A 21896-nucleotide genomic window follows, 5' to 3' on the forward strand; every position below is an offset into this window, starting at 1 on the left:
CGCCGCAAGAGCCAGCGCGTAAATTGTTAAGCGGCTTCGCTTCGGTGCAGGCCGGACGGCTTACGCCGCCGGCGCGATGCGCAGCATGTGGTTGTCCCAGACATAGTCGGGCTCGGAGCGCGTCGCGCCGCTGCCTTCGATGATTTCGCCGGCACCCGTGGTTGCCATGAAGCCCGGGCCGTCGGGCGCCAGGCCGCAGACCTCGACCAGCGCCTTGGTGGCGACGATCTTGCCGCTGGCGGCGTCGATCACGGCCAGCGAATTGCCTTCCGGCGAAGACACCGCGACCGTGCCGGCAATCGGGTTGGTGGCGACTGAGCCGATGTAATTCCGGAAGCCGGATAGCACGTCCTGCGGCATGTCGAGCAGCTGCAGCCCCTTGCCGCGCGTGGCGCGGCCGACCAGCGGTGGCCGCTCGGTGCCCGGCCCGCGGTACTGGCAGCCGAACCAGATGGTGCCTGTGGGGTCGGCATCCATGTGGCGAATCGACAGCTGGTGCAGAGCCGGCGGCAGTTCGTGCTTTTCGATGAGATCGCCGGTTGTGCGATCGACCAGCACATAGGACGGCTTCATGGTGGCGATGTTGAGCTCGGCGCGGCCATAGTCGGGATGGGTCTCGATGCCGCCATTGGCGATGGCGATCGTCCGGCCGTCTCCGAGCAGCAAGAGCTCATGCGGCCCCATGCCATAGGTCGGAAACTCGCCGATGCGGCTGAACTTGGCCCGTGCGTCGTAGATCCCGACGACGCCGGCGGCATTGTCGAAATTGTTTTCGGTGGCGTAAAGCAGCGCGCCGTCGGTGGAAAACACACCGTGGCCGAAGAAATGCCGACCGGTGATGCTGGCGATGGTCAGCGGCGGCTCGCGGCCGGCATGGTCGAAGACCACGGCGAAGGTGCCGGGTTGCCGGGCGAAGACCACGGAGCGCTTCGAGACCGGATCGAACGTGACGTCGTGGCCACGGTCGGGCAGGTCGATCGCATGCAATACTTTTCCGGCTTCCGACAACACAGCGGCGCCAAAGCTGCCGTCGCGCTTGACGAAGGCGGTGGCAAAGACGGCATCGGCGGCAAGCGTGTCCGCCCAGGCCCGCGGCGCCATTGACGCGACGAAGCCGGCGCCGGCAGCTCTGAGAAAATCGCGGCGGTCCATCAGCGGCGTGCGTGTCGCAACCATTGGTCAGTCCCCGTCCAGTGACGAAAAGCCGGCGGTCAGGCCGAACTCGGCGGTTAGCCGGGTGCCGATCAAGCCCGACAGGCTGGAGGTGATCAGCGCGAAATGTTCGAGTTTTCCGCGCTCCGCGGGATCGGCGAGCGTCTTGTCGATCCGACCCTGGATGGATTTGGCAGTAGCAACGCCATTGATGAGCTGGATATGGATGGATTCCGCCATCCATCTGCTATCCTCGGGCAGCGCGTCGCCGAGCTTCGAGGCCTGGAACAGCGCATCAATGCCGGAGAGGTTGCCGGCTAATGAAAGGCCGGTGTTTTGCGAGCGCCAGTAGATCGCTTGCCTCGGCTTGTCACCCTGCGGTTTGGCGCCGAGAAAACCTTTGAGGCGCACGTCGCGGACCATTTCCAGCTCGTTGATGAAGACGCCGACCAGTTCGGTCACCGCTTCGGTGCCGTCGCGGTAAAACGCATTGTCGGGTCCGGGATTAGCCCACAAGGCTGCAAAACCGTCCGGTTTTTTCCAGGCCGCGTCGACATCGGCCGCCATGGTCTCGATGTTCTTGGCGACTGCCGCGCCATAGGCGCAGCGATAGGGCTCGTCCTTGCCGACGAGCGTCTCGGCGCCGTCGCCGTAAAGCACGAACTCAAGCGCCCCTAATCCCTGCATCGCGACACTCTTGCCCGCCAGCTGCGCCGGATCGGTGGCGGTCGGATCCTTGCCGGCCAGCGCCGCCTGCACCTGCTTCAGGCCGATGCTCTTTCGGTCCGGCCAGTAGAGCATGCGCTCCAGCCGGTTGTTCTCCTTGATTGGCCCGAAGCCGATGATTTCAGCCGACGACCAGGCTGCGACCGTGGCCGAGAATCCGGCATGCGCGGCATCGAGGTTGCCCTGCGACGGCGCCTGGCAGAGCGCGTCCATGGCCTTCGCCAAGGTGCCGGCATGGCCATGCAGGCTGGCATAGGCGGGGCGGACAAATCCGTCGATCGCTCTTTGAATGACATCGGAGGCTTTCACCGAGGCCGATGCCGGGGACGCACCGAACAGAGCCAATGGGAGGAGTAGAACAGGCAAAACCCGCTTGAGCATCAGAATGACTCCAGGAATTTTATGAGAGCATCGCGGTCGGCCGTATTGGCGGCGGCAAAGCGATCGCGCGCCTTCTGCCCCTCGCCGCCATGCCACAGGATCGCTTCGGTAAGCGTGCGCGCACGCCCGTCATGCAGGAAGAAAGCGTTGCCGTTGACGGTCTTTGTCAGGCCGATGCCCCATAGCGGCGGGGTGCGCCATTCACTGCCCGTGGCATCGCCCACCGCCTGGCCGTCGGCAAGGCCAGGCCCCATGTCGTGCAGGAGAAAGTCGGAATAAGGCCAGATCAGTTGGAACGCCTGCGCCTTGTTCCCGCGCATGGTGACGAATTTCGGCGTATGGCAGGCAATGCAGCCCATCTCGTAGAACAGCTTCTTGCCGGCGAGCACGGCGGGTGCGCCGACATCGCGCCGCGCCGGCACCGCAAGGTTCTGTGAATAGAAGGTGACGAGGTCCATCACCGGTGGTGGCGCCTCGACCGGGCCGAGCCGCTTCTGCACGCCATTGGGCATGGCTAAGCAGGCCTCTTCGGCTGCGGTGCAATCGCCCCAGTGGCTAGGCTCTTCCGGCGTCGAAATGCCGATATCGCCGGCAAAGGCGTCCGCCGCCTGCTGGCGGATCGATGCGGTCTGCGCCTTCCAACCGAAGCGGCCAAGCGTCAGTTGCCCGCTGCTGAGGTCACGCACCATGTTGGGCTTGCCGGAAATGCCGTCGCGGTCGTCGGGATCGGCATGGGCAAGGAGGTCGGCCGGCGCGATCTGCTCGATCAGGCCAAGGCCGATCATTGGCGGCGTCAGGCGCGGCGACAGCGTGGTGCGCGGGTCAAGCGGGCCGTAGCCAAGCCCGCCGACCGAATAGCTCGGCTTGCGCAGCCAAACCACGCTGCCGTCGCCGAGCGTGACCTTTTCCTCGCGATAATCGACATACATGCGGCCTTCGCCCTTGAGGCCGGGCACCGCCAGTTCCTGCAACTGCGCGCCGTAGACCGGATCGGGGAAGTTCAGCACCTTGTGCACGGCAATCTCGGCCTTTTCCTCGGCCGTGCTCGCATCGCGCGCCAGCCGCAGGAACATCGACGTGGTGCGGCGGTCGGCGGCCGGCGGTCGGCCGCGGCCATCCTTCAAATGGCAATTCTGGCAGGCGCGCTCGTTGAACAGCGGTCCGAGACCATCCGAGGCCTGGGTCGAGGATGGCGACGACACCCAGTTCTTGCGGAAAAGCGCATTGCCGAGCTTGAAATTGCCCTGTTCCTCGAAGGTGATGTTTTCAGAGGGTTGCGAGAAGGCGTCGCGGTCGACCTGCTTGCGCGACGTGCCGCCGCCGCCTTGCATCGTTTCGAAGGATTCGGGCTTGGAGAAATCCTGGGTTGGCCTGGTAACGGCAAGGACGCGGGCCTGGTCCTTCGGCGTCAGGTCGGTGCGGCTCGTGGCGAGGCCGACCGGTTCCGACGATCCGGCCAGGGCCGGGGCCAAAATTGCCGCCAGGGTTACAACCGAAAGCCCGCGAAAGGCCTGATATCGCGGGTTTTTGAGGAGCAGCGGGCCGGCGGCCCGCCGCAAGCGGCGCAGAATATCTATGGGGCGCCGCATTCCTGCATGGTCCTATTCCGCCTCGTCCGCCGATGCGGCGTTGAGCTGGCCGTATTTTTCCTCGCCGATCGAGGCAAGGAGGTCGAGCTGCGTCTCGAGGAAGTCGATGTGACCTTCCTCATCCGCCAGCAATTCCTCGAACAGCTTCATCGTCACGTAGTCGCCGGCTTCGTTGCAGATCTCGCGCGAACGCTTGTAGGCGGTGCGTGCGTCATATTCGCCGGCGAGATCGGATTCGAGCACTTCCTTGACGTTCTGGCCGATGCGCAACGGCGCCACGGACTGCAAATTGGGATGCCCTTCGAGGAAGATGATACGGGCCACCAGCCGGTCGGCATGGTGCATCTCCTCGATCGATTCGGCGCGTTCCTTCTTTGCCAGCTTGGCATATCCCCAATCTTCGAGCAGGCGGAAATGCACCCAGTATTGATTGACGGCGCCAAGCTCCAGGAACAGAGCCTCGTTAAGCCGCTCGATGATCTGCGGTTCGCCTTTCATGGATTCTGCTCCCATATTGGACGCGCAGGCCTCTGACGCGATCCAGGTGTGAAACGATGTCCACGCCGCTCGCCTCCGAACGGGTGTGGTAATTTTCGGTGACCCGAATGATCGTTTCGACCACATTTGGGAAGCAGCCGCAACAGCGACCGCGCTTTTGCATCGTGTGATAGACCTTCGCCGGCACGATCAGTTGCCAGGGGTCCTGATCCAGCAGATCGACGATCGTCTGCTCGATCTCCTTTTCGGTGATGATGTTGCAATGGCAGATCAGCATGGATTGGCTCTGGCTGACGGCGCCCCTCCGCGCCGTTTGGCTGGTGGTTGGTTGGGGTGCTACTTGAACACCTTGTCCGGTGCGTCGAGGCTGTCGGACCCCTCGAAGGCTATGTTGTTCAGCTTCAGCGCGCCGACGGCGCGTTCGATCGACTTGGTCTGGTCGACCAGCGCGTCGATTGCCGCCTGCACGGTAGCATTGCCTTCGGTGTTGCCCTCGGCGATCTGCTGGTCGTAGGCCTCGCCGGCCACTCCCCGCGCCTTGATCGCCTCCATCTTGGCGACCGAGACATCGAGCTTGTCGGACAGTTCCTTGTCGATCGCCGGATCGGCCGCCTTGACCATATCGTGCACCGACGGGCCTGAAACGACGGTGCCGTCGGTGCGCGTGTAGCTGGCGAGATAGGCGGCGCGGATGCCGATGGCGTCATAGAGATGCGAGTTGTAGGTATTATCCGAGAAGCAGTCGTGCTCCTCTTCGGGATCGTGCAGCAGCAGGCCGAGTTTCATGCGCTCCCCGGCCAGTTCGCCGTAGGACAGCGAGCCCATGCCGGTGAAGATCACCGAGATAGCGGTGTTCGGCTGGCCATCGACGAGGTTCTTGCGGGCGGCGCCGTCTTCCTTCCAGTTGCCGACCATCTCCTGCAGGTCGGAGACCAGAAGATCGCTGGCCGACTTCAGATACTCGGCCCGGCGATCGCAATTGCCGCCGGTGCAGTTCTTGAGGTCATAGTCGGTGTACGGACGCTCGCCGGCGCCCGGGCCGGTGCCGTGCAAATCCTGGCCCCAGAGCAGGAATTCGATGGCGTGATAGCCGGTGGCGACATTGGCCTCGATGCCGCCGGCTTCCTGCAGCGTGCCGGCGAGGAACTCCGGCGAAAGCTTCGAGGCGTCGACCTTCTTGCCGTCGATCTCGATGTCCTTGTTGGCGATGACATTGGCGGTGTAGAGCGCGTTGGCGTCGGACTCGGTGCCGTAGCTCTTGGCGACGTAGTCGATCAGGCCTTCGTCGAGCGGCCAGGAGTTCACCTTGCCTTCCCAGTCGTCGACGATCTTGTTGCCGAAGCGGTAGACCTCGGTCTGCTGGTAGGGCACGCGCGACGCCTTCCAGGCATCGCGGGCGGCATTCAGCGTGTCCGCCGACGGGTTGGCAAGCAGCGCGTCGACAGCCTTGTCGAGCGCCTGCGCCGTGGTCAGCGAATCCTCGTACTTGGCCAGCGCGATGTCGGAATAGGTCTTGATGACCGCCTTGGCATCGATCTCCGCCGCCTTGGCCGGCAGGATGAAAACCGCCGCCGTCAACATAGCCGTGGCACCGATCGCAGCCAGTCTGCCGCCATATCGCGCTGTCATCATCAGTCTCCAGTTCAAAGGGGATTCGGTAAAAGGCGCGCGTGCCAAACGGTGCCGGGACATAGGCATGCCGTAGGACACCACAGATGCCGCGCCGCTCTGCGGCTCACGGGAGAAAGACACCAAATGCCTCCAATCGAACGGGTTCAAGGCCCAAACATCAAAGGGATGCGCTGACGCGCGAGCCTCCATAAAACGATGGCGAGGCCGGAAGTCAACTGGTGAACCCTGGAAAATTCAATTGAAACAACAGTTTAGAATTATTCTAAACTAGCACTATCAACTTTAAATCGTAGCCAGCAGCCAAGGTGAGAGACGCCGCGATTGACAAGCGACCGTTCCGGGTGCGACCCGGACCGGGGCTCTTGCGACGGCGGCAGACAATCGCCATCTGGCGGAACGGCTCACAATCAAAGCATGATGTCGTCCAAAAACCGCTTCACACTTTTCGGCATCATGCTCCATGATTTGAAACAGGAATTCGGGTTGCGATGAAGAACGGGGTCGTCATTGTCGGTGCGGGTCATGCGGGCGTGCAAGCGGCCGCCAGCCTGCGCGAGGAAGGCCATGACGGGCCGGTCATCCTGATCGGCGACGAAACCGATCTGCCCTATCACAAGCCACCGCTGTCGAAGACCTTCATCAAGGACGCCGATGCCAAGCCGCAACTCTTGCGCGGCGAGGCCTTTTACACCGGCAGCGCCATCGACTTCAGGCCGGGCATCCGAATCGACAGCATCGATACGGCAGGCCGCAAGCTGGACATAGCGGGCGGCGGCGTGCTGCCGTTCGACCGGCTCATCCTGGCCACCGGTTCGCGGCCGCGGCTCCTGCCGCTACCGGGCGCCGACCTCTCGGGCGTGCTGTCGCTGCGCTCGATCGCCGATGCCCGGCTGATCCGCGCGCTCAGCGCCCAAAGCGAAGACGTGGTCATCCTCGGCGGCGGCTTCATCGGGCTGGAGATCGCGGCAACGCTGAGGGCCGCCGGCCGCAACGTCACCGTGGTCGAGGCCGTCGACCGGCTGCTTGGCCGGGCGGTAGCGCCGGTGGTGGCGAGCCATGTCCGCCAACGGCTGGAGGCGATCGGCGTGCGTATCCTCACCGGCACCACCATTGCCAGGCTGGAAGGGGAAAACGGCCATGTCTGCGCTGCCATCACCTCCACCGGCGAAAGGCTGCCCGCGCGCATGGTCATCGTCGGCATCGGCGCCGTGCCGAATGTCGAACTTGCTCAGGCTGCCGGACTGACTGTCGCCAATGGCATCCGCGTCGACCAACAGATGCGCACCTCAGTGCCTGATATTCTGGCCATCGGCGACGCCGCTTCCTACCGCCACTGGTCGACCGGCGGCGAGGTGCGGCTGGAATCGGTGCAGAACGCCACCGACCAGGCGCGGCTTGCCGCACGCACGATCACCGGCCATACGGGCGCCTATGCGGCGGTGCCGTGGTTCTGGTCTGACATCGGGGACATGAAACTGCAGATGGTCGGGCTGACCTCGGGCGGCGACAGCCATGTCGTGTTGGGCGACCTCGCTGAGAACAAGTTCTCGATCTACCACTATGCTGGAAGCCGGCTGCTCGGCATCGAATCCGTCAACAGGCCGGGCGACCATATGCTGGGCCGCAAGATGCTCGGGGCCGGGTTTTCGCCGATGGCGCAGACGATTGCTGAGGGACCTGACGGGCTGAAGGCTGCACTGGCAGCGTTCCAGCAGGATGAGCCGGCACGGGCTGCGGGCTAGACGCACTTACCCTCCCCCTTGTGGGGAGGGTCGCTGCGAAGCAGCGGGGTTGGGGTCGGCGCGAGGCCCCCACCCGGACCTGCGGTCCGACCTCCCCACAAGGGCCCACAAGGGGGAGGTAGGGGTTTGCGCTAGGCAGCGCAGACTTCGCGGATCGAGCTTTCCAGAATGTCGAGCGCCTCGTTCATGACATTGTCCTGGATGGTGATCGGAGCCAGGAAACGGATGACGTTGCCGTAGACGCCGCAGGTCAGCAGGATCAGCCCCTTGTCGAGCGCCTTCAGCCGGATCGCATTGGCGATCTCGGCCGACGGCAGGCCCTTCTTGACGTCGTTGAACTCGACCGCGTTCATGAAGCCGAGACCCCTGATGTCGACAATCTCGGGCACATCGTCGCGGATCGACTGCAGCCGCTGTTTCAGCCGGGCGCCCAGCGTATTGGCGCGGTCGCACAGCTTTTCGTCCTCGATTACGTCGAGCACGGCGTGTGCTGCGGCGACACCGATCGGGCTGCCGCCATAGGTGCCGCCGAGCCCGCCAGGACCGGGCGCATCCATGATCTCGGCGCGGCCGGTGACCGCCGCCAGCGGGAAGCCGCCGGCCAGGCTCTTCGCCATGGTGGTAATGTCGGCCGCGACCTCATGATGATCCATGGCGAACATCTTGCCGGTGCGGGCAAAGCCGGTCTGCACCTCATCGGCGATCAGCAGCATGCCGTGCTGGTCGCAGAGCTTGCGCAGCGCCGTCAGGAATTCGCGCGGCGCGTCGTAGAAGCCGCCCTCGCCCTGGACCGGCTCGATGATGATGGCGGCAACGCGAGCCGGATCGACATCGGCCTTGAAAAGTCTGTCGAGCGCGGCAAGCGAATCGGCAACCGACACGCCATGCAGCGGCACCGGGAAGGGCGCGTGGTAGACGTCGCCCGGCATGGCGCCGAAGCCGACCTTGTAGGGCACGACCTTGCCGGTCAGCGCCATGCCCATGAAGGTGCGGCCGTGGAAGCCGCCGGCAAAGGCGATGACGGCTTGGCGGCCAGTGGCGTTGCGGGCGATCTTGATGGCGTTCTCGACGGCTTCAGCGCCCGTGGTGACGAAGATGGTCTTCTTCTCTAACTTGCCGGGCAGCATGCCGTTCAGCCGTTCGGCCAGCCGCACATAGCTCTCATAGGGCACGACCTGGTGGCAGGTATGGGTGAAGCGGTCGAGCTGTGCCTTGACCGCCTCGATCACCCTGGGATGGCGGTGGCCAGTGTTGACGACGGCGATACCGGAGGAGAAATCGATGTATCGGCGGCCTTCTACATCCCAGATCTCCGAATTCTCGGCGCGGTCGGCATAGATCTGCGTCGTCATGCCGACGCCGCGCGAGATCGACTGGTTCTTGCGCTCGGAAATGGCTGCGTTCTTCATTTCGTCCCTCATCGGGCCGACGCCCGTTCTCGTTAGATGAATGCCAAGGCCTCTTCTGACCTTATTTCACGTTTTCCTCAAGTCGGCACCGCCGCCGGGCGATTGGGCCTGTCATCGATGCGGGCCACTTCGACAGACCGGTCTTAACCAGCCGACCGATACACGTACGGGGCAGTCCGTGACAGCTCACCCGTCAACGGGAACGGCGAAGCGATCCCGCTCGCGGCAGTGGCGACTTCCGCTACGACCTCGAACAGCCGACGGTGTGGCGGCGCAACCGCATCCCGACGATCACCGTTCGCGCAGGCCTCGTTGGCGCGTGCTGCCGGCCACCGTCGTCAACGAATTGAAGCCGTCGGTCGACGCCTTCATCGCCAAACTGCCGCCCGGCTATTCCGTTGCAACCGCCGGCTCGGTCGAGGAAAGCGCCAAAAGCCAGGGACCGATCGCAGCGGTGGTGCCGCTGATGCTGTTCGTGATGGCGACCATCCTGATGATCCAGTTGCAAAGTTTTCAGCGCCTGTTCCTGGTCGTGGCGGTGGCGCCGCTCGGCCTGATCGGCGTGGTCGCGGCCCTGGTGCCGAGCGGCGTACCGCTCGGCTTCGTCGCCATTCTGGGCGTCCTGACGCTGATCGGCATCCTGATCCGCAACTCGATGATCCTGATCGTGCAGATCGAGGATCTGGTGGCCGAGGGCCAAGACCGCTGGGAAGCCGTAGCGAAGCGACCGAGCACCGCATGCGGCCGATCGCGCTGACGGCCGCGGCCGCCAGCCTGGCGCTGATCCCGATCGCGCGCGAAGTGTTCTGGGGCCCGATGGCATACGCCATGATGGGCGGCATCATCGCCGGCGATCACGCTGCTGTTCCTGCCGGCGCTTTATGTGACGTGGTTCAGGATCAAGGAGCCTAAGCAGGGGGACGAACCATCTGTTCCAGAGAACGGCGAACTGGCGCAAAGCTCGACTTAGCCCTCCTGCATCACTCGTTGTCGTTGGAGGGTACAGGGAGTGATTTAGCGCGCTGCCAGGGCGACAATTTTGAACTGCGCCAAGCATGCCAGCCTTTTGGCAAATCGGCCAATTCCAGGATGCTCTCATCCCGCTGAACCACATTCTGGAGGCTGACGAGCATTATCTCGGGTTCATCTCGATTTTGCTTGTCGTTGCTATGAAATTGCCAACTGCCACCCTCATCGTTGTGGTTATCGTCGTCATCAGCTTCGTGCACAACGTATGCGATCCAGTCACCACGTTTAAATATGCTTCTGTCCGACAACACCGCGACATTGGGTGGGTCTTCGAACGTCCATTCCGCCATAGGAAACCCCAGATTCAAGCGGTCCGCACAAACCCCTCGCTCGCCCTCAACAGATTGCGCGTATAATCCTTCTCTACGCGATGCCCGATCAGCTGGCTCGCGGTGAGATTTTCCACCGCTTCGCCGTTCTGCATCACCATTAGGCGCTCGCACATATGGGTGATGATGGCGAGGTCGTGGCTGACCATCAGGAAGGTCAGCTTGCGCCGACGGCGAACCTCTTCCAGCAGGTTGAGCACTTCCGCCTGCACCGAAGCGTCGAGCGCCGAGGTTGGTTCGTCGAGCAGCAGGATCGACGGTTCGAGGATGAGCGCCCGCGCGATCGCCACGCGCTGACGCTGACCGCCGGAGAGCTGGTGCGCGTAGCGGAAACGGAAACCGTTGCCTAATCCGACCTCGTCGAGGGCGCGCTGGATGCGTTGCTCGCCATCGGCAAAGCCGTGAATGGCGAGCGGCTCCTGTAGCAGGCGGTCGACGGTCTGACGCGGGTGCAGCGAACCATAGGGGTCCTGGAAGACCATCTGCACTTCGCGATAAAAAGCCTTGTCGCGGCGCGCTCCCAGCGTCTTGCCATTGACCGTGATAGTACCGGATGCGACAGGCACCAGGCCGGCAATGGCTTTGAGCAGCGTCGACTTGCCGGAACCGCTCTCGCCGACCAGGCCGAAGGATTCGCCGGACTTCACCTCGAGGTTCGCCCCTTTCAGCGCGCGAAAACGGTCGAACACCACCTCCAGCCCTTCAATCGAAATGGCTGGCGTCATGCCGCCCACTCCGGCTTGCGGTCGAGCACCGGCAGCGGGTGGCGTTCGTAACCGATCCTGGGCATGCAGTTGAGCAGGCCGCGCGTGTAGGGATGCTTGGCGTCGCGCAGCTCCGACGCCTTGAGCTGCTCGACCACCTTGCCGGCATACATGACGATGACGCGGTCGCAGAAGGAGGCGACCAGCCGCAGATCGTGCGAGATGAAGATCAGACCCATGCCGCGCTCACTGACCAAGCGGTCGAGGATGCCGAGCACATCGAGCTGAACGGTGACGTCGAGCGCCGAGGTCGGCTCGTCGGCGATCATCAGTTCCGGTCCGGCGATCAGCATCATTGCGATCATGGCGCGCTGGCCCATCCCGCCGGACACCTCGTGCGGATGCAGGTCGAAGACACGCGAGGGATCGCGGATCTGCACAGCTTCCAGCATGGCCAGCGCCCGCTCGCGCGCTTCGGCCTTGGAGACCTTTTCATGCGTGCGCAGCGTCTCGACGATCTGGCGGCCGATGCTCATCACCGGGTCGAGCGAATATTTCGGATCCTGCAGGATCATGGCGATGCGTTTGCCGCGCAGCGCCCGGCGCTGGCGGGCGGGTATGTCCAAAAGATCGATGCCGTCCAAGGCGAGCTTCTTGGCCGAAACCAGAGCCTGCGGCGGCGTCAGCCCCATGATGGCGCGGCCGGTCTGCGACTTGCCGGAGCCGCTTTCGCCGACAATGCCCAGCCGCTCTCGGCCAAGCGAAAAAGTGACGCCGCGCACCGCCTGGATGAGGCCGGTCCGAGTCGGGAAGGTGACGCGCAGGTCGTCGACATCGAGAAGTGCACCGCTCATTGGTCACCACTCATTGGTCGCCACTCCGGGGATCGAGCGCATCGCGCAGGCCGTCGCCAAGCAGGTTAAAGCCGAGGCTGACGATGAGGATGGCGAAGCCCGGCGCGCCGGCCACCCACCATTGGTCGAGCACGAAGCGGCGGCCGGACGCGATCATCGTGCCCCATTCCGGCAGCGGCGGCTGGGCGCCCAGGCCGAGGAAGCCGAGGCCGGCGGCGGTGAGGATGATGCCGGCCATATCGAGCGTCACCCGGATGATGAGCGAAGAGATGCAGAGCGGCATGATGTGGCGCAGCACGATGCGGAACGGAGAGGCGCCCATCAATTGCACCGCCTTGATGTAATCCGAATTGCGCACGGTCATCGTCTCGGCCCGCGCAATTCGGGCGTAAGGCGGCCACGAGGTGATGGCGATGGCCAGCACCGCGTTTTCGATGCCGGGGCCAAGGGCCGCGACAAAGGCCAGCGCCAGGATCAGCTTGGGAAAGGCGAGGAAGATGTCGGTAATGCGCATCAGAATGGCATCGGTCCAGCCGCCGGCATAGCCGGCGACGGTGCCGACCAAAAGGCCGATGGGGGCTGCGATGACGGCGACAAGAATGACGACGTAGAGCGTCCAGCGCGAGCCGAAAAGAATGCGCGAATAGATATCGCGGCCGAGATCGTCGGTGCCGAACCAATGCGCCGCACTCGGCGCCAAAAGCCGCGCGTTCTTGAGATCGCCGATGGTCGGCGAATAGGGCGCCAGCACATCGGCAAAGGCGGCGACCAGCAGCAGCGCGATGATGATGAGCAGGCCGAGAAACGCCAGCCGGTTGGCGGAAAAGCGCCGCCAGGCGACATAGGCGCGGCCGAGCCTTGCCTGCATGCGCGAGGCCGGCCGATCGCTGAGCAGCCAATTGCGGCGCGTTTGGATTGCTTCGGCGCTCATCCTGTCTTCGTCCTCGGATCGAGCACCTTGTAGAGAACATCGGACAGGAGATTGATGCCGATGAACACCGAACCGATGACGATGGTGCCGCCGAGCACGGCGTTCATGTCGGCGTTCTGCAGCGAATTGGTGATGTAGAGGCCGATGCCGGGCCAGGAGAACACCGTCTCGGTCAGCACCGAACCTTCGAGCAGCCCGGCATAGGACAGGGCGATCACCGTGACCATCGGCACCGCGGCGTTGCGCAGCGCATGGCCCCAGATGATTCGCGTTTCAGACAGGCCCTTGGCGCGCGCGGCGACGATGTATTCCTGCGACAGCTCGTTCAGCATGAAGGAGCGCGTCATTCGGCTGATATAGGCGAGCGAGAAATAGCCCAGCAGCCCTGCCGGCAGGATGATGTGGCGGTAAGCGTCGTAGAAGACATCCCACTGGCCCTGCAGCGCGGCGTCGAGCAGGTAGAAGCCGGTGATCGGTGTGAATGTGTACTCGTAGACGATGTCGAGGCGGCCGGGAAAAGCCACCCATTGGAGGTTGGCGTAGAACAGGACAAGCCCCAAAAGCCCGATCCAGAAGATAGGCACGGAATAGCCGATCAGGCCGACAATGCGAACGATCTGGTCGATGAGACTGCCGCGTTTTACCGCTGCCAGCACGCCGAGCGGCACGCCGATCAACGAGCCTATCAGAGTGCCCAAAGTCGCCAGTTCGATCGTTGCCGGAAAGGCACGGCGGATGTCGGTCATCACAGGATTGGTGGTCAGCACAGAGGTGCCGAAATCACCGTTCAGCGCATGCTTGAGATAGATATAGAATTGCTCGATCAACGGAAGATCGAGCCCCATCTCGCGGCGGGTGCGCTCGACGACATTGGCCGGTGCGCGGTCGCCGAGCACCGCCAGCACCGGATCGATCGGGATGACGCGGCCGATGAAAAAGGTCACCGCGAGCAGGCCGAGATAGGTGGTGACGGCGATGACCAGGAAGCGGCCGATCGCCAACAAGATAGCGACGGCGCGGGCGCTTCCCTGCCCCGCCGTCGCCTGGTTTTCAATCGCGCTCATCAGGGCGCGTCCGCCGGCGCTATTCCTTGGAGACCGGGCCGACGAAGTTGGTGTCGAAGCTCGGACCGAGCGCAAAGCCTTTCAGGTTTTTGCGCAGGCCTGCCACTTCCAATTGCTGGTGGATGATGACGAAGGGGCTGGTGTCGAGGATCGTCTTTTCAAGGCTCTTGTACATATCGGCGCGCTTGCCGGCATCCTTCTCCAGCAAGGCTGCTTCGGTCTGCTTTGTCAGGTCCGGGATGTCCCAGGCATTGCGCCAGGCCAGCGTCTTGGTCTTGCCTTCATCCGAATTGTCCGGGTTTGAGGCAAAGGTCTGGGCGTTGGAGTTCGGATCGAAATAGTCCTGGCCCCACTGGCCGATATAGATGTCATGATTGCGGGCGCGGTATTTGGTCAGCGTCTGCTTGCCGTCGCCCGGGATAATTTCCAGCTTGATGCCGGCTTGGCCAAGCGTCTGCTGGATCGATTCCGCCATGCCCGTTGTCGGCTGTCCCGTGCGTACGTCCATGGTTACGCTGAAGCCGTCGGCCAGGCCGGCCTTGGTCAGCAGTTCCTTGGCCTTGGCGACGTCGAACTTGAACGGATTTTCGTCCAGTTCGCCCAGCACGCCCTTGGGCAGGAAGGTCTGGTGAATCTCGCCAATGCCCTTGAGGATGGTCGTGCTCAGCGCATCGTAGTCGACCAGATATTTGAACGCCTGGCGAACCTCGGGCTTGGCGAGGTTCGGATTCTTCTGGTTGAGACTGATGTAAAAGACCGTGCCCTTCGGCGCGCTGGTCGTGGTGAGATCGGCATTCTTGGCGATGGCGTCGAGATCGTTCGGCTCGAGGTTGCGGGCAACGTCGATGTCGCCTGCTTCGAGCGCCAGGCGCTGTGCCGAGCTTTCCTTCATGTTGCGGTAGATGACGCGGGCGAGCTTGGCCTTCTCGCCATTGTAATTGTCGTTGCGCTCGAGCACGACGACCTCATTGGCCCGCCATTCGCGCAGCTTGTAGGCGCCGGAGCCGGCATAACCGGTCTTCAGGAAGGCGTTGCCGAAATCGTTGTCCCATTTGTAGTCGGCACTCGGTGTCACCGCGGCGACATGTTCCTTGACCAGCTTTGCGTCGACGACCGAAGCGACCGTTGCCGACAGGCAGTTTAACACGAAGCTCGGCGCATAGGCCTTGTCGACGGTGAACTGGAAGGTGGTATCGTCGACGGCCTTGGCCTTGTCGGCAACATTGTCGCCGCTGATGCCGAACTGGTTGATGATGAATGCCGGCGGCTTATCCAGCTTGATGGCGCGCTCGAAGGAATAGGCGACATCGGCGGCCGTCAGTGGATTGCCCGAAGCGAACTTTAGGCCGGGCTTGAGCTTGAACGTATAGACCAGGCCGTCGTCGGAGACGGTCCAGCTCTCGGCAAGGTCGCCCTTGACCTTGGAGGTGTCGCTGAGGTCGAGGCGGACCAGCAGATCATAGGTGTTGCCGGTGACTTCGGCGGTCGACAGTTCGAACGCCTCGCCCGGATCCATGGAGATGATGTCGTCGATGGCAAAACCTTCGACCAGCGTGTCGGCGGGGGTCACGGCAAAGGCCGGCGCGACGCCAATGAGCAGAGCGGACATGGCAGCACCTGCGAGCCAGACGCGCGAACGTAGAGCAAACTTTTCCATCATCATGATGATTGTTCCCTGTTTTGTTGATTGTTGACCCCGAGTTCCCGGCTCAGGGCTGCAGTAATCTTTTTCGCGGCCGGAGGAGGACCGTTAGACCCCATACCGTGTTGATTTTTTTCCAGTTGGTCAACACCCTATCCGGCAGCCCTCCAACCGGCAACGGGCATTTTTGCGGGCCGGCATACTGGACCGGAATATGCTGTGCGCGTCGAAGCATGGGCGAGCCAATTGCAGCCGCCGATGGGGAAAAATCTGCTCTTTTCGGTGTTACTTGATGGCAGCGACCAGATCGGCGTCGGGGAAGCAGGTGGCGGGGCGGCCGTTCTTTTCCTGCCAGGAGCCGATCGAGCGGCGGGTCTTGAAGCCGGGCAGGCCGTCGGCGCTGCCGACATCGTAGCCCTTGGCCTCCAGCGCCCGTTGCAGCGCGGCGATGTCGGAACGATGCAGGCCGCCAACCGCACCCCAGTTGCCGACGAAATCAGCATCGCCATGGGCGATGCGGTCAGCGCCATGGCCGATGAACAGGGCGTAGAGGTCGCTGGTGTTGTATTGCTTCAGCACGTAGAAATTTGTCGTGGCGATGAAGGCCGGACCACTGCGTCCGGCCGGCATCAAAAGGAACCCTTCCGCCTTCAGTTCGCCGGCCGGAAAGGCTTTGCCGCCGACGCGGCTGATTCCCATCGCCGCCCAGGCTGAGATCTTCTTGCCCTGGTCGGGACCTTCGAGCGAGCAGGAAACGCTTTCCGGAACCGTCACCTCGAAACCCCAGCCACGCCCCTTCACCCAGCCATAGTGGACGAGATAGTTGGCGATCGAGGCCAGCACGTCCGGCGTCGAATTCCAGATGTCCGGGTGCCCATCACCGTCGTAGTCGACGGCGTGCTTCAGGAACGAGGTCGGCATGAATTGCGGCTGGCCGAGCGCGCCGGCCCAGGACGATTTCATGGCGCCGACCGGCGCCAACCCATGCTCGACGATCTCGAGCGCCGCCAGTACCTCGGTGCGGAAGAAGTCCTTCTTGGTCGACATGAACGCCTTGGTGCCGAGAACCTCGAAGGCGTCGTAGGGCATTTTCGCCGCGCCGAAGCCGGTCTCGCGGCCCCAGATCGCCAACAGTATCTCGCCCGGGACACCGTAGCGCTTTTCGATCGCAGCCAGCGTCTTGGCGTTGGCCGCCTCGCGCGTGCGCCCACCTGACGTGACGGCGCGCACCGTCTTTTCGGCGAAATAGGCGCCGGGCGAACCGAACTCGGCCTGATGCTGCTTCTGCGGCGTTTTGGGTTTCTCGCCGGGCAGGACGAGGTCGGGCAATTTGAGGTTCGGCTTCACGCCGTCGAAAGCGGCGTCGAAGGTGGATTTGGAGATGCCTTTGGTCTGGGCTTCCGGCCAGAGATCGGTTTGCAGCCAGGCGCGGAACTGGTCGTCGATTTTGGCGGCGGAGGCGGGGGAGATGAGGAGGAGGGCGAGCAGAGCTGCAAGAAATGAAAATAGTAGCAGCCTTGGAGGCTTGCGTTCCCTCACACCCCCCTCTGTCCTGCCGGACATCTCCCCCTCAAGGGGGGAGATCAGCCAGCTTCTCGGACGGCATTCTTCTTTCAACGCAGGTGGTAGGCGAAAACCGAAGCGACAGCCAATCTCCCGCCTTGAGGGGGAGATGTCCGGCAGGACAGAGGGGGGTGTTTGGCGCAAACCTCGAAGAATGCGAAGCTTTCATGTCGCACATCCTGCCCGCCAATTGCGTCAAAACGCCGTCCGCGAGCGCAAGGCCGCCGCCAGCGTCCCCTCATCCAGATAGTCGAGTTCGCCGCCGACCGGCACGCCATGTGCAAGCCTGGTGACCTTGATCTTGAAACCCGAGAGCTGGTCGGTGAGATAATGCGCCGTCGTCTGGCCCTCGACCGTGGCGTTGACGGCGAGGATCACCTCCTTCACCTCGCCGCCGGCGACGCGGTCGACCAGCGAGCGGACATTGAGCTGGTCGGGGCCGATGCCGTCGAGCGGCGACAGCGTGCCGCCGAGCACATGGTAGCGCACATTCATGGCCGCCGCCCGCTCCAGCGCCCAGAGGTCGGAGACATCCTCGACGACGATCAGCGTCGAGGCATCGCGGCGCGGATCGGTGCAGATCATGCAAGGGTCGGAGGTATCGACGTTGCCGCAGGTCGTGCAGATGCGCACCTTGTCGGCGGCTTCAGCCATGGCGGCGGCGAGCGGCGACAAAAGCTGCTCCTTCTTCTTGATGAGGTGCAGTGCCGCACGCCTGGCCGAACGAGGCCCTAGCCCCGGCACCTTGGCCAGGAGTTGGATCAGGCGTTCGATCTCGGGACCGGCGATTCGCTTCGACATCGCACTGATCTAGGATTTTTCCGCGCGCTTTGAAACATGCGCATACGCACCGAGCCCGCCATGCTGCCATGGCGGGCTCGGAAACTGTTTTAGGCGTCAGTAAGCTGACGCTGGCCGGGTCTGGTCGATAATCATCGCGCCGATAGCGTCGGTATTCTCAGGCGTTGACTGGAAGCCCATCGACGCTTCCTGCGTTGCCGATGGAACCGAGGTGATGTAGCGGGCGTTCAGCGTGCCGCCGAAACGCGAGGCATCGGGCTCGGCCATCGGCTCCTGCATCGCCACCTCCGTCTGCTTGGCGGCGATGCGGGCGCTCTTGGCGGGCGCCGCGGAAGCCGTCACATAGGTCTGCTCGGCCGGGGCACGTGTCGCCTTGGCTGCGCGAACCGCCGCGGCCTGCTTGGCCGGATCTGGACGGACAATGGTCTTCACCACCGGCTCGGCGTAGGCAACCTGCAACGGCGCTTCAGGCACAGGCGCGCGCGGCTGCGCCGAGGCAACCATGGTCGTGGATTCATCCGGCAGCGGCTGCCAGTTGCGACCGCGCTTCTCGTAGAAGGCGTTGCCGCCGGCAACCATGGTGTAATGCATGTTCTTGTAGGGGAACCTCAGGCCGGCGGTGTGGAAGTACATCGTGTTCTTCAGCTTGGCCTTGCGCTCGCCCTTGAGCACCGCATCGGCGGCCTCCTCGACATCGGGCATCGCTTTCGAATTCATCGCCCGCGTCATCACGCCGGGCGCGAACTGGCCCGGTTCGCCAACCACTTGGCAAATGGTGCTGCCATGATTGCCGGAGCGCAGCCGGTTCATCACCACCGTGCCGACGGCGATCATGCCGTCACGGCTCGAGCGGTTGGACTCGAAGAACATCGCCCGCTCCAGGCATTCCTTCTCCTTCGGCGTGTTGCGGTAGGCGCGCGTCGAAAGGAAGCTGGGCGTGATGGCGTCGGTCAGGCTGGCGACCGACAGGCCGTGCGAAGACGTGGTCTGGCTGCAACCGGCCAGGAACATAGGGGAGAAGATGATGCCGAGCAGAAGCGGCGTCTTCCATCGCGTCGCGATCAACAAAAATGCCTCATTGTCCAGATGCCATCCCGCCCCGAGATGTGGCAAGAATGAGACTCTTAAAGGCAAAAAGATGGCTAAAGGATTAGCTTTCGTGCAGCATAGGTAAAACTTTATAAATGCCCGGATATGTCTGCGTGAGCAAAGCCGGAGAAAGTCTTAACAACAGCCTCCGCAGCCGATTTCCCTTCATAATCAATTAACTGGTTGGAGCCGGCTCAGAACGGCAATTTCATTCCGGGCGGGATCGGCAAGCCTGCCGTCAGCGCCTTGGTCTTCTCCTGCATAATCTGCTCGACCTTATTTTTGGCATCATTGTGAGCGGCCAGCAGCAGGTCTTCGAGAATCTCGACCTCGTCCTCCTTGAACAGCGACGGATCGATCTTCAGCGACTTCATTTCGAACTTGCCGGTCAGCGTGACATTGACCAGCCCGCCGCCCGCCTGCCCGCTTGCTTCAATCGTCGCGATCTCGTCCTGCATGGCCTGGAACTTGGCCTGCATTTCCTTCGCCTTGCCCATCAGGCCGAGAAGATCTTTCATGGTCGGGTCCTTTGCGGATTCGTGGCTATGGTCAGGTTTCGTCGTCGTCGGATGGCGGCTCGACCGGCGCTTCGGCCTTGTCGGTGTCGACTTCCGGCGCGTCGGGAATGCGCACGTCGATAATCTTGGCGCCGGGAAAGCGCGCCAGGATGGCGGCCACAGCCGGATCGCTTTTCGCGTCGGAGAAAGCAGTCTCGCGCCTGGTCGATTCCATCTCGGCCAGCGTTTGGCCGCCCTCTTCCTTCGACAATGACACCAGCCAGTTGCGGCCGGTCCAGGCGCGCAGCTTCGTCGTCAAGTCGTTGAGCAGCATCTTGGGCGCATCGGCGGTCAGGCCGACGTCGATACGGCCGGGCTCGATGCGCACCAGGCGAATACAGCTCTTGACCAGCACCTTGAAGGCGATGTCACGCTGCGCGTCGGCAAGAGCGACAATATCGGCCAGCGATTTCAGCGGCGGCGATTGCGGCTCGACGACCGGCTGCGGAGGCGCGACAAAGGCGACCGGGGGCGCGTCGACCAATCGCATGGTTTGCGCACCGGCTGGCCCGGACGGCATCCGGGTCTGCGCTACCGCGCTGGCGCCGCCGCCATTGCCGGCATTTACCGGCGCACCATTCGGGCGTGACACACCACCGGACGCCGGAGCGCCGCTCTCTAGAGATTTCAGCGCCTCGTCCAGCGTCGGCAGGTCGGCGGCATGCGCCAGGCGGATCAGCACCATCTCGCCGGCGCTGACCGGGCGGTTGGACGACTGCACCTCGGGAATGCCTTTCAAGAGCATCTGCCAGGTCCGCGACAGAACCTTGACCGACAGCGTGCTGGCGAAGTCGGCGCCGCGGCGGCGCTCATCCTCGGACAGGGAAGCGTCGTCGGCAGCCGTCGGCACGAAGCGCAGCCGGGTGACGAGGTGGTTGAATTCGGCCAGATCGGTCAGCACGGCAGCCGGATCGGCGCCGGTGTCGTACTGGTTGCGGAATTCGGCAAGGGCGGCCGCCACATCGCCCTTCATGACATGTTCGAACAGGTCGACGATGCGGGCGCGGTCGGCGAGACCCAGCATGGCGCGCACCGCCTCGGCGCTGACGGCGCCGCCGCCATGGGCGATCGCCTGGTCGAGGATGGAGAGCGAATCGCGGGCCGAGCCTTCGGCGGCGCGCGCGATCATCGCCAGCGCGTCGTCGTCGACCGATATGCCTTCCTTGCCGGCAATCGAGGAGAGGTGCGCGACCAGTGCGCCAGCATCGATGCGTCTCAGGTCGAAACGCTGGCAGCGCGACAGCACGGTGATCGGCACTTTGCGGATTTCGGTGGTGGCAAAGATGAATTTGACGTGCGGCGGCGGCTCTTCCAGCGTCTTCAACAGGCCGTTGAAGGCCTGGGTGGAGAGCATGTGCACTTCGTCGATGATGTAGACTTTGTAGCGCGCCGACACCGGGGCATAGCGCACGCGCTCGATAATGTCCCTGATGTCGTCGATGCCGGTATGCGACGCGGCGTCCATCTCGATGACGTCGACATGGCGGCCTTCCATGATCGCCTGGCAGTGCTCGCCCAGGAGGGCGAGGTCGACCGAGGGATGGTCGACCGTCGGCGTCTTGTAGTTGAGCGCCCGCGCCAGGATGCGCGCCGTCGTGGTCTTACCGACGCCGCGCACGCCGGTCAGCATCCAGGCCTGGGCGATGCGGCCTGTGGAGAAAGCGTTGGTCAAAGTGCGGACCATCGGCTCCTGGCCGATCAGTTCGGAGAAATTCGACGGACGATATTTGCGCGCCAGCACGCGATAGGCGACGGCCTTTTGCTTCTCCAGGTTTTCGGGGTCCGAATTTCCGGCTTCGCTCATTCGCCCGTAAAGCTCCAAAAGGCCGCGTCTCAGCGTAGCCGATTCCTGCTAGATCGTTTCACCGTTTTCTGAAACGGCAAACCGCTCTACCCTTTGCTTTAACGCAATTCCGGACGGGAAACCGCTCACACTTTCCCTGGAATTGCTCCAATAGTCTCGCCCGCGCTGCAATGCGTCGTCAATGTCGCGAGAGGGGCCGATGAGGTGGGAGGCTGGAACAATGACCCGTTCCGGGCTCGTTAGGGCTGCTTCCTTCCGGACCTGACCCGGTTGGCGAGTGGATCGTCCACCACCAACCTCCCGCGTTCCATATCGGCAATTCAGCGATCAAATGCAAGGGTGCATTGAGAATCGGATGCCCTTGAACTCCGCCGCTCAATGAATCGCTTGCAGCCCCCGT

The 21896-nt window shown here is 63.2% G+C and carries 19 protein-coding genes, 1 other RNA gene and 1 pseudogene; 2 read left to right on the forward strand and 19 right to left on the reverse strand.

The annotated features are described in order from the left end of the window. Positions 1-60: 60 nt before the first annotated feature. Genes NKI96_RS16545 through NKI96_RS16570 form a run of 6 tightly spaced genes read right to left on the reverse strand, consistent with a single transcriptional unit; the run spans position 61 to position 5975 of the window. On the reverse strand, positions 61-1176 hold the full coding sequence (locus NKI96_RS16545; RefSeq protein ID WP_352805225.1) for a DUF1513 domain-containing protein: 1116 nt from the start codon (positions 1174-1176) through the stop codon (positions 61-63). 3 nt (positions 1177-1179) lie between these two features. Further along, on the reverse strand, positions 1180-2259 hold the full coding sequence (locus NKI96_RS16550) for an imelysin family protein (RefSeq protein ID WP_352805227.1): 1080 nt from the start codon (positions 2257-2259) through the stop codon (positions 1180-1182). After that, complete coding sequence (locus NKI96_RS16555) at positions 2259-3848, reverse strand: di-heme oxidoreductase family protein (protein ID WP_352805230.1); 1590 nt, start codon at positions 3846-3848, stop codon at positions 2259-2261. The genes NKI96_RS16550 and NKI96_RS16555 overlap by 1 nt, the downstream gene beginning before the upstream one ends. Positions 3849-3860: 12 nt before the next feature. Continuing rightward, positions 3861-4346 carry a bacterioferritin gene (gene bfr / locus NKI96_RS16560; RefSeq protein ID WP_023669537.1) on the reverse strand — a complete coding sequence of 162 codons (486 nt, stop codon included), beginning with the start codon at positions 4344-4346 and terminating at the stop codon, positions 3861-3863. Then, positions 4312-4623, reverse strand: coding sequence for a (2Fe-2S)-binding protein (locus tag NKI96_RS16565; RefSeq protein WP_023669536.1), 312 nt, complete (start codon positions 4621-4623; stop codon positions 4312-4314). The genes bfr and NKI96_RS16565 overlap by 35 nt, the downstream gene beginning before the upstream one ends. A 59-nt stretch (positions 4624-4682) precedes the next feature. Then, positions 4683-5975, reverse strand: a complete 1293-nt coding sequence (locus NKI96_RS16570) for an imelysin family protein (protein ID WP_027049334.1) — start codon at positions 5973-5975, stop codon at positions 4683-4685. 491 nt (positions 5976-6466) lie between these two features. Between NKI96_RS16570 and NKI96_RS16575 the strand changes: the two genes are divergently transcribed. Further along, the gene (locus tag NKI96_RS16575) at positions 6467-7720 is read left to right on the forward strand and encodes an NAD(P)/FAD-dependent oxidoreductase (RefSeq protein WP_023821520.1); all 1254 of its coding nucleotides are present in this window, start codon (positions 6467-6469) and stop codon (positions 7718-7720) included. 131 nt (positions 7721-7851) lie between these two features. Here NKI96_RS16575 and NKI96_RS16580 read toward each other — a convergent pair whose 3' ends face one another. After that, complete coding sequence (locus NKI96_RS16580; protein WP_023821519.1) at positions 7852-9129, reverse strand: 4-aminobutyrate--2-oxoglutarate transaminase; 1278 nt, start codon at positions 9127-9129, stop codon at positions 7852-7854. A gap of 198 nt (positions 9130-9327) precedes the next feature. On the opposite strand from NKI96_RS16580, the pseudogene NKI96_RS16585 reads away from it, so the two are divergent. Then, a pseudogene (locus NKI96_RS16585) lies at positions 9328-10099 on the forward strand (efflux RND transporter permease subunit); the annotation flags it as partial. Between the two features lie 10 nt (positions 10100-10109). Here the strand turns inward: NKI96_RS16585 and NKI96_RS16590 are convergent. The 12 genes from NKI96_RS16590 to ffs form a co-directional block, all read right to left on the reverse strand. Further along, positions 10110-10448 (reverse strand): hypothetical protein, encoded by a 339-nt coding sequence (locus NKI96_RS16590; RefSeq protein ID WP_023821517.1) that lies wholly within the window; start codon positions 10446-10448, stop codon positions 10110-10112. A gap of 14 nt (positions 10449-10462) precedes the next feature. Beyond that, positions 10463-11212: an ABC transporter ATP-binding protein gene (locus tag NKI96_RS16595; protein WP_023682022.1), complete on the reverse strand. Its 750-nt coding sequence runs from the start codon at positions 11210-11212 to the stop codon at positions 10463-10465. Next, the gene (locus NKI96_RS16600) at positions 11209-12045 is read right to left on the reverse strand and encodes an ABC transporter ATP-binding protein (protein ID WP_023821516.1); all 837 of its coding nucleotides are present in this window, start codon (positions 12043-12045) and stop codon (positions 11209-11211) included. The genes NKI96_RS16595 and NKI96_RS16600 overlap by 4 nt, the downstream gene beginning before the upstream one ends. Before the next feature lie 10 nt (positions 12046-12055). Beyond that, positions 12056-12976 (reverse strand): nickel transporter permease, encoded by a 921-nt coding sequence (nikC, locus tag NKI96_RS16605; protein ID WP_023692597.1) that lies wholly within the window; start codon positions 12974-12976, stop codon positions 12056-12058. Beyond that, entirely contained in the window at positions 12973-14040 is a 1068-nt protein-coding gene (locus NKI96_RS16610; RefSeq protein ID WP_023692598.1) for an ABC transporter permease, read from the reverse strand. Before NKI96_RS16610 ends, nikC begins: the two co-directional genes overlap by 4 nt. Before the next feature lie 19 nt (positions 14041-14059). Further along, positions 14060-15703, reverse strand: a complete 1644-nt coding sequence (locus NKI96_RS16615) for an ABC transporter substrate-binding protein (protein ID WP_023682026.1) — start codon at positions 15701-15703, stop codon at positions 14060-14062. 264 nt (positions 15704-15967) lie between these two features. Continuing rightward, on the reverse strand, positions 15968-17245 hold the full coding sequence (locus NKI96_RS16620) for a lytic murein transglycosylase (protein WP_023692599.1): 1278 nt from the start codon (positions 17243-17245) through the stop codon (positions 15968-15970). 195 nt (positions 17246-17440) lie between these two features. Next, positions 17441-18046 carry a recombination mediator RecR gene (recR, locus tag NKI96_RS16625; protein ID WP_023692600.1) on the reverse strand — a complete coding sequence of 202 codons (606 nt, stop codon included), beginning with the start codon at positions 18044-18046 and terminating at the stop codon, positions 17441-17443. A 96-nt stretch (positions 18047-18142) separates the two neighbouring features. Further along, positions 18143-19111, reverse strand: a complete 969-nt coding sequence (locus NKI96_RS16630; RefSeq protein ID WP_023692601.1) for a cell wall hydrolase — start codon at positions 19109-19111, stop codon at positions 18143-18145. 218 nt (positions 19112-19329) lie between these two features. After that, on the reverse strand, positions 19330-19653 hold the full coding sequence (locus NKI96_RS16635) for a YbaB/EbfC family nucleoid-associated protein (RefSeq protein ID WP_023669519.1): 324 nt from the start codon (positions 19651-19653) through the stop codon (positions 19330-19332). A 31-nt stretch (positions 19654-19684) separates the two neighbouring features. Further along, positions 19685-21496 (reverse strand): DNA polymerase III subunit gamma/tau, encoded by a 1812-nt coding sequence (locus NKI96_RS16640; protein ID WP_023669518.1) that lies wholly within the window; start codon positions 21494-21496, stop codon positions 19685-19687. Positions 21497-21700: 204 nt separating this feature from the next. Continuing rightward, an RNA gene (gene ffs, locus NKI96_RS16645) (signal recognition particle sRNA small type) lies at positions 21701-21797 on the reverse strand. Between the last annotated feature and the right edge of the window lie 99 nt (positions 21798-21896).

The sequence above is a fragment of the Mesorhizobium sp. M0292 genome (assembly GCF_040321695.1).
Lineage (GTDB): Bacteria > Pseudomonadota > Alphaproteobacteria > Rhizobiales > Rhizobiaceae > Mesorhizobium.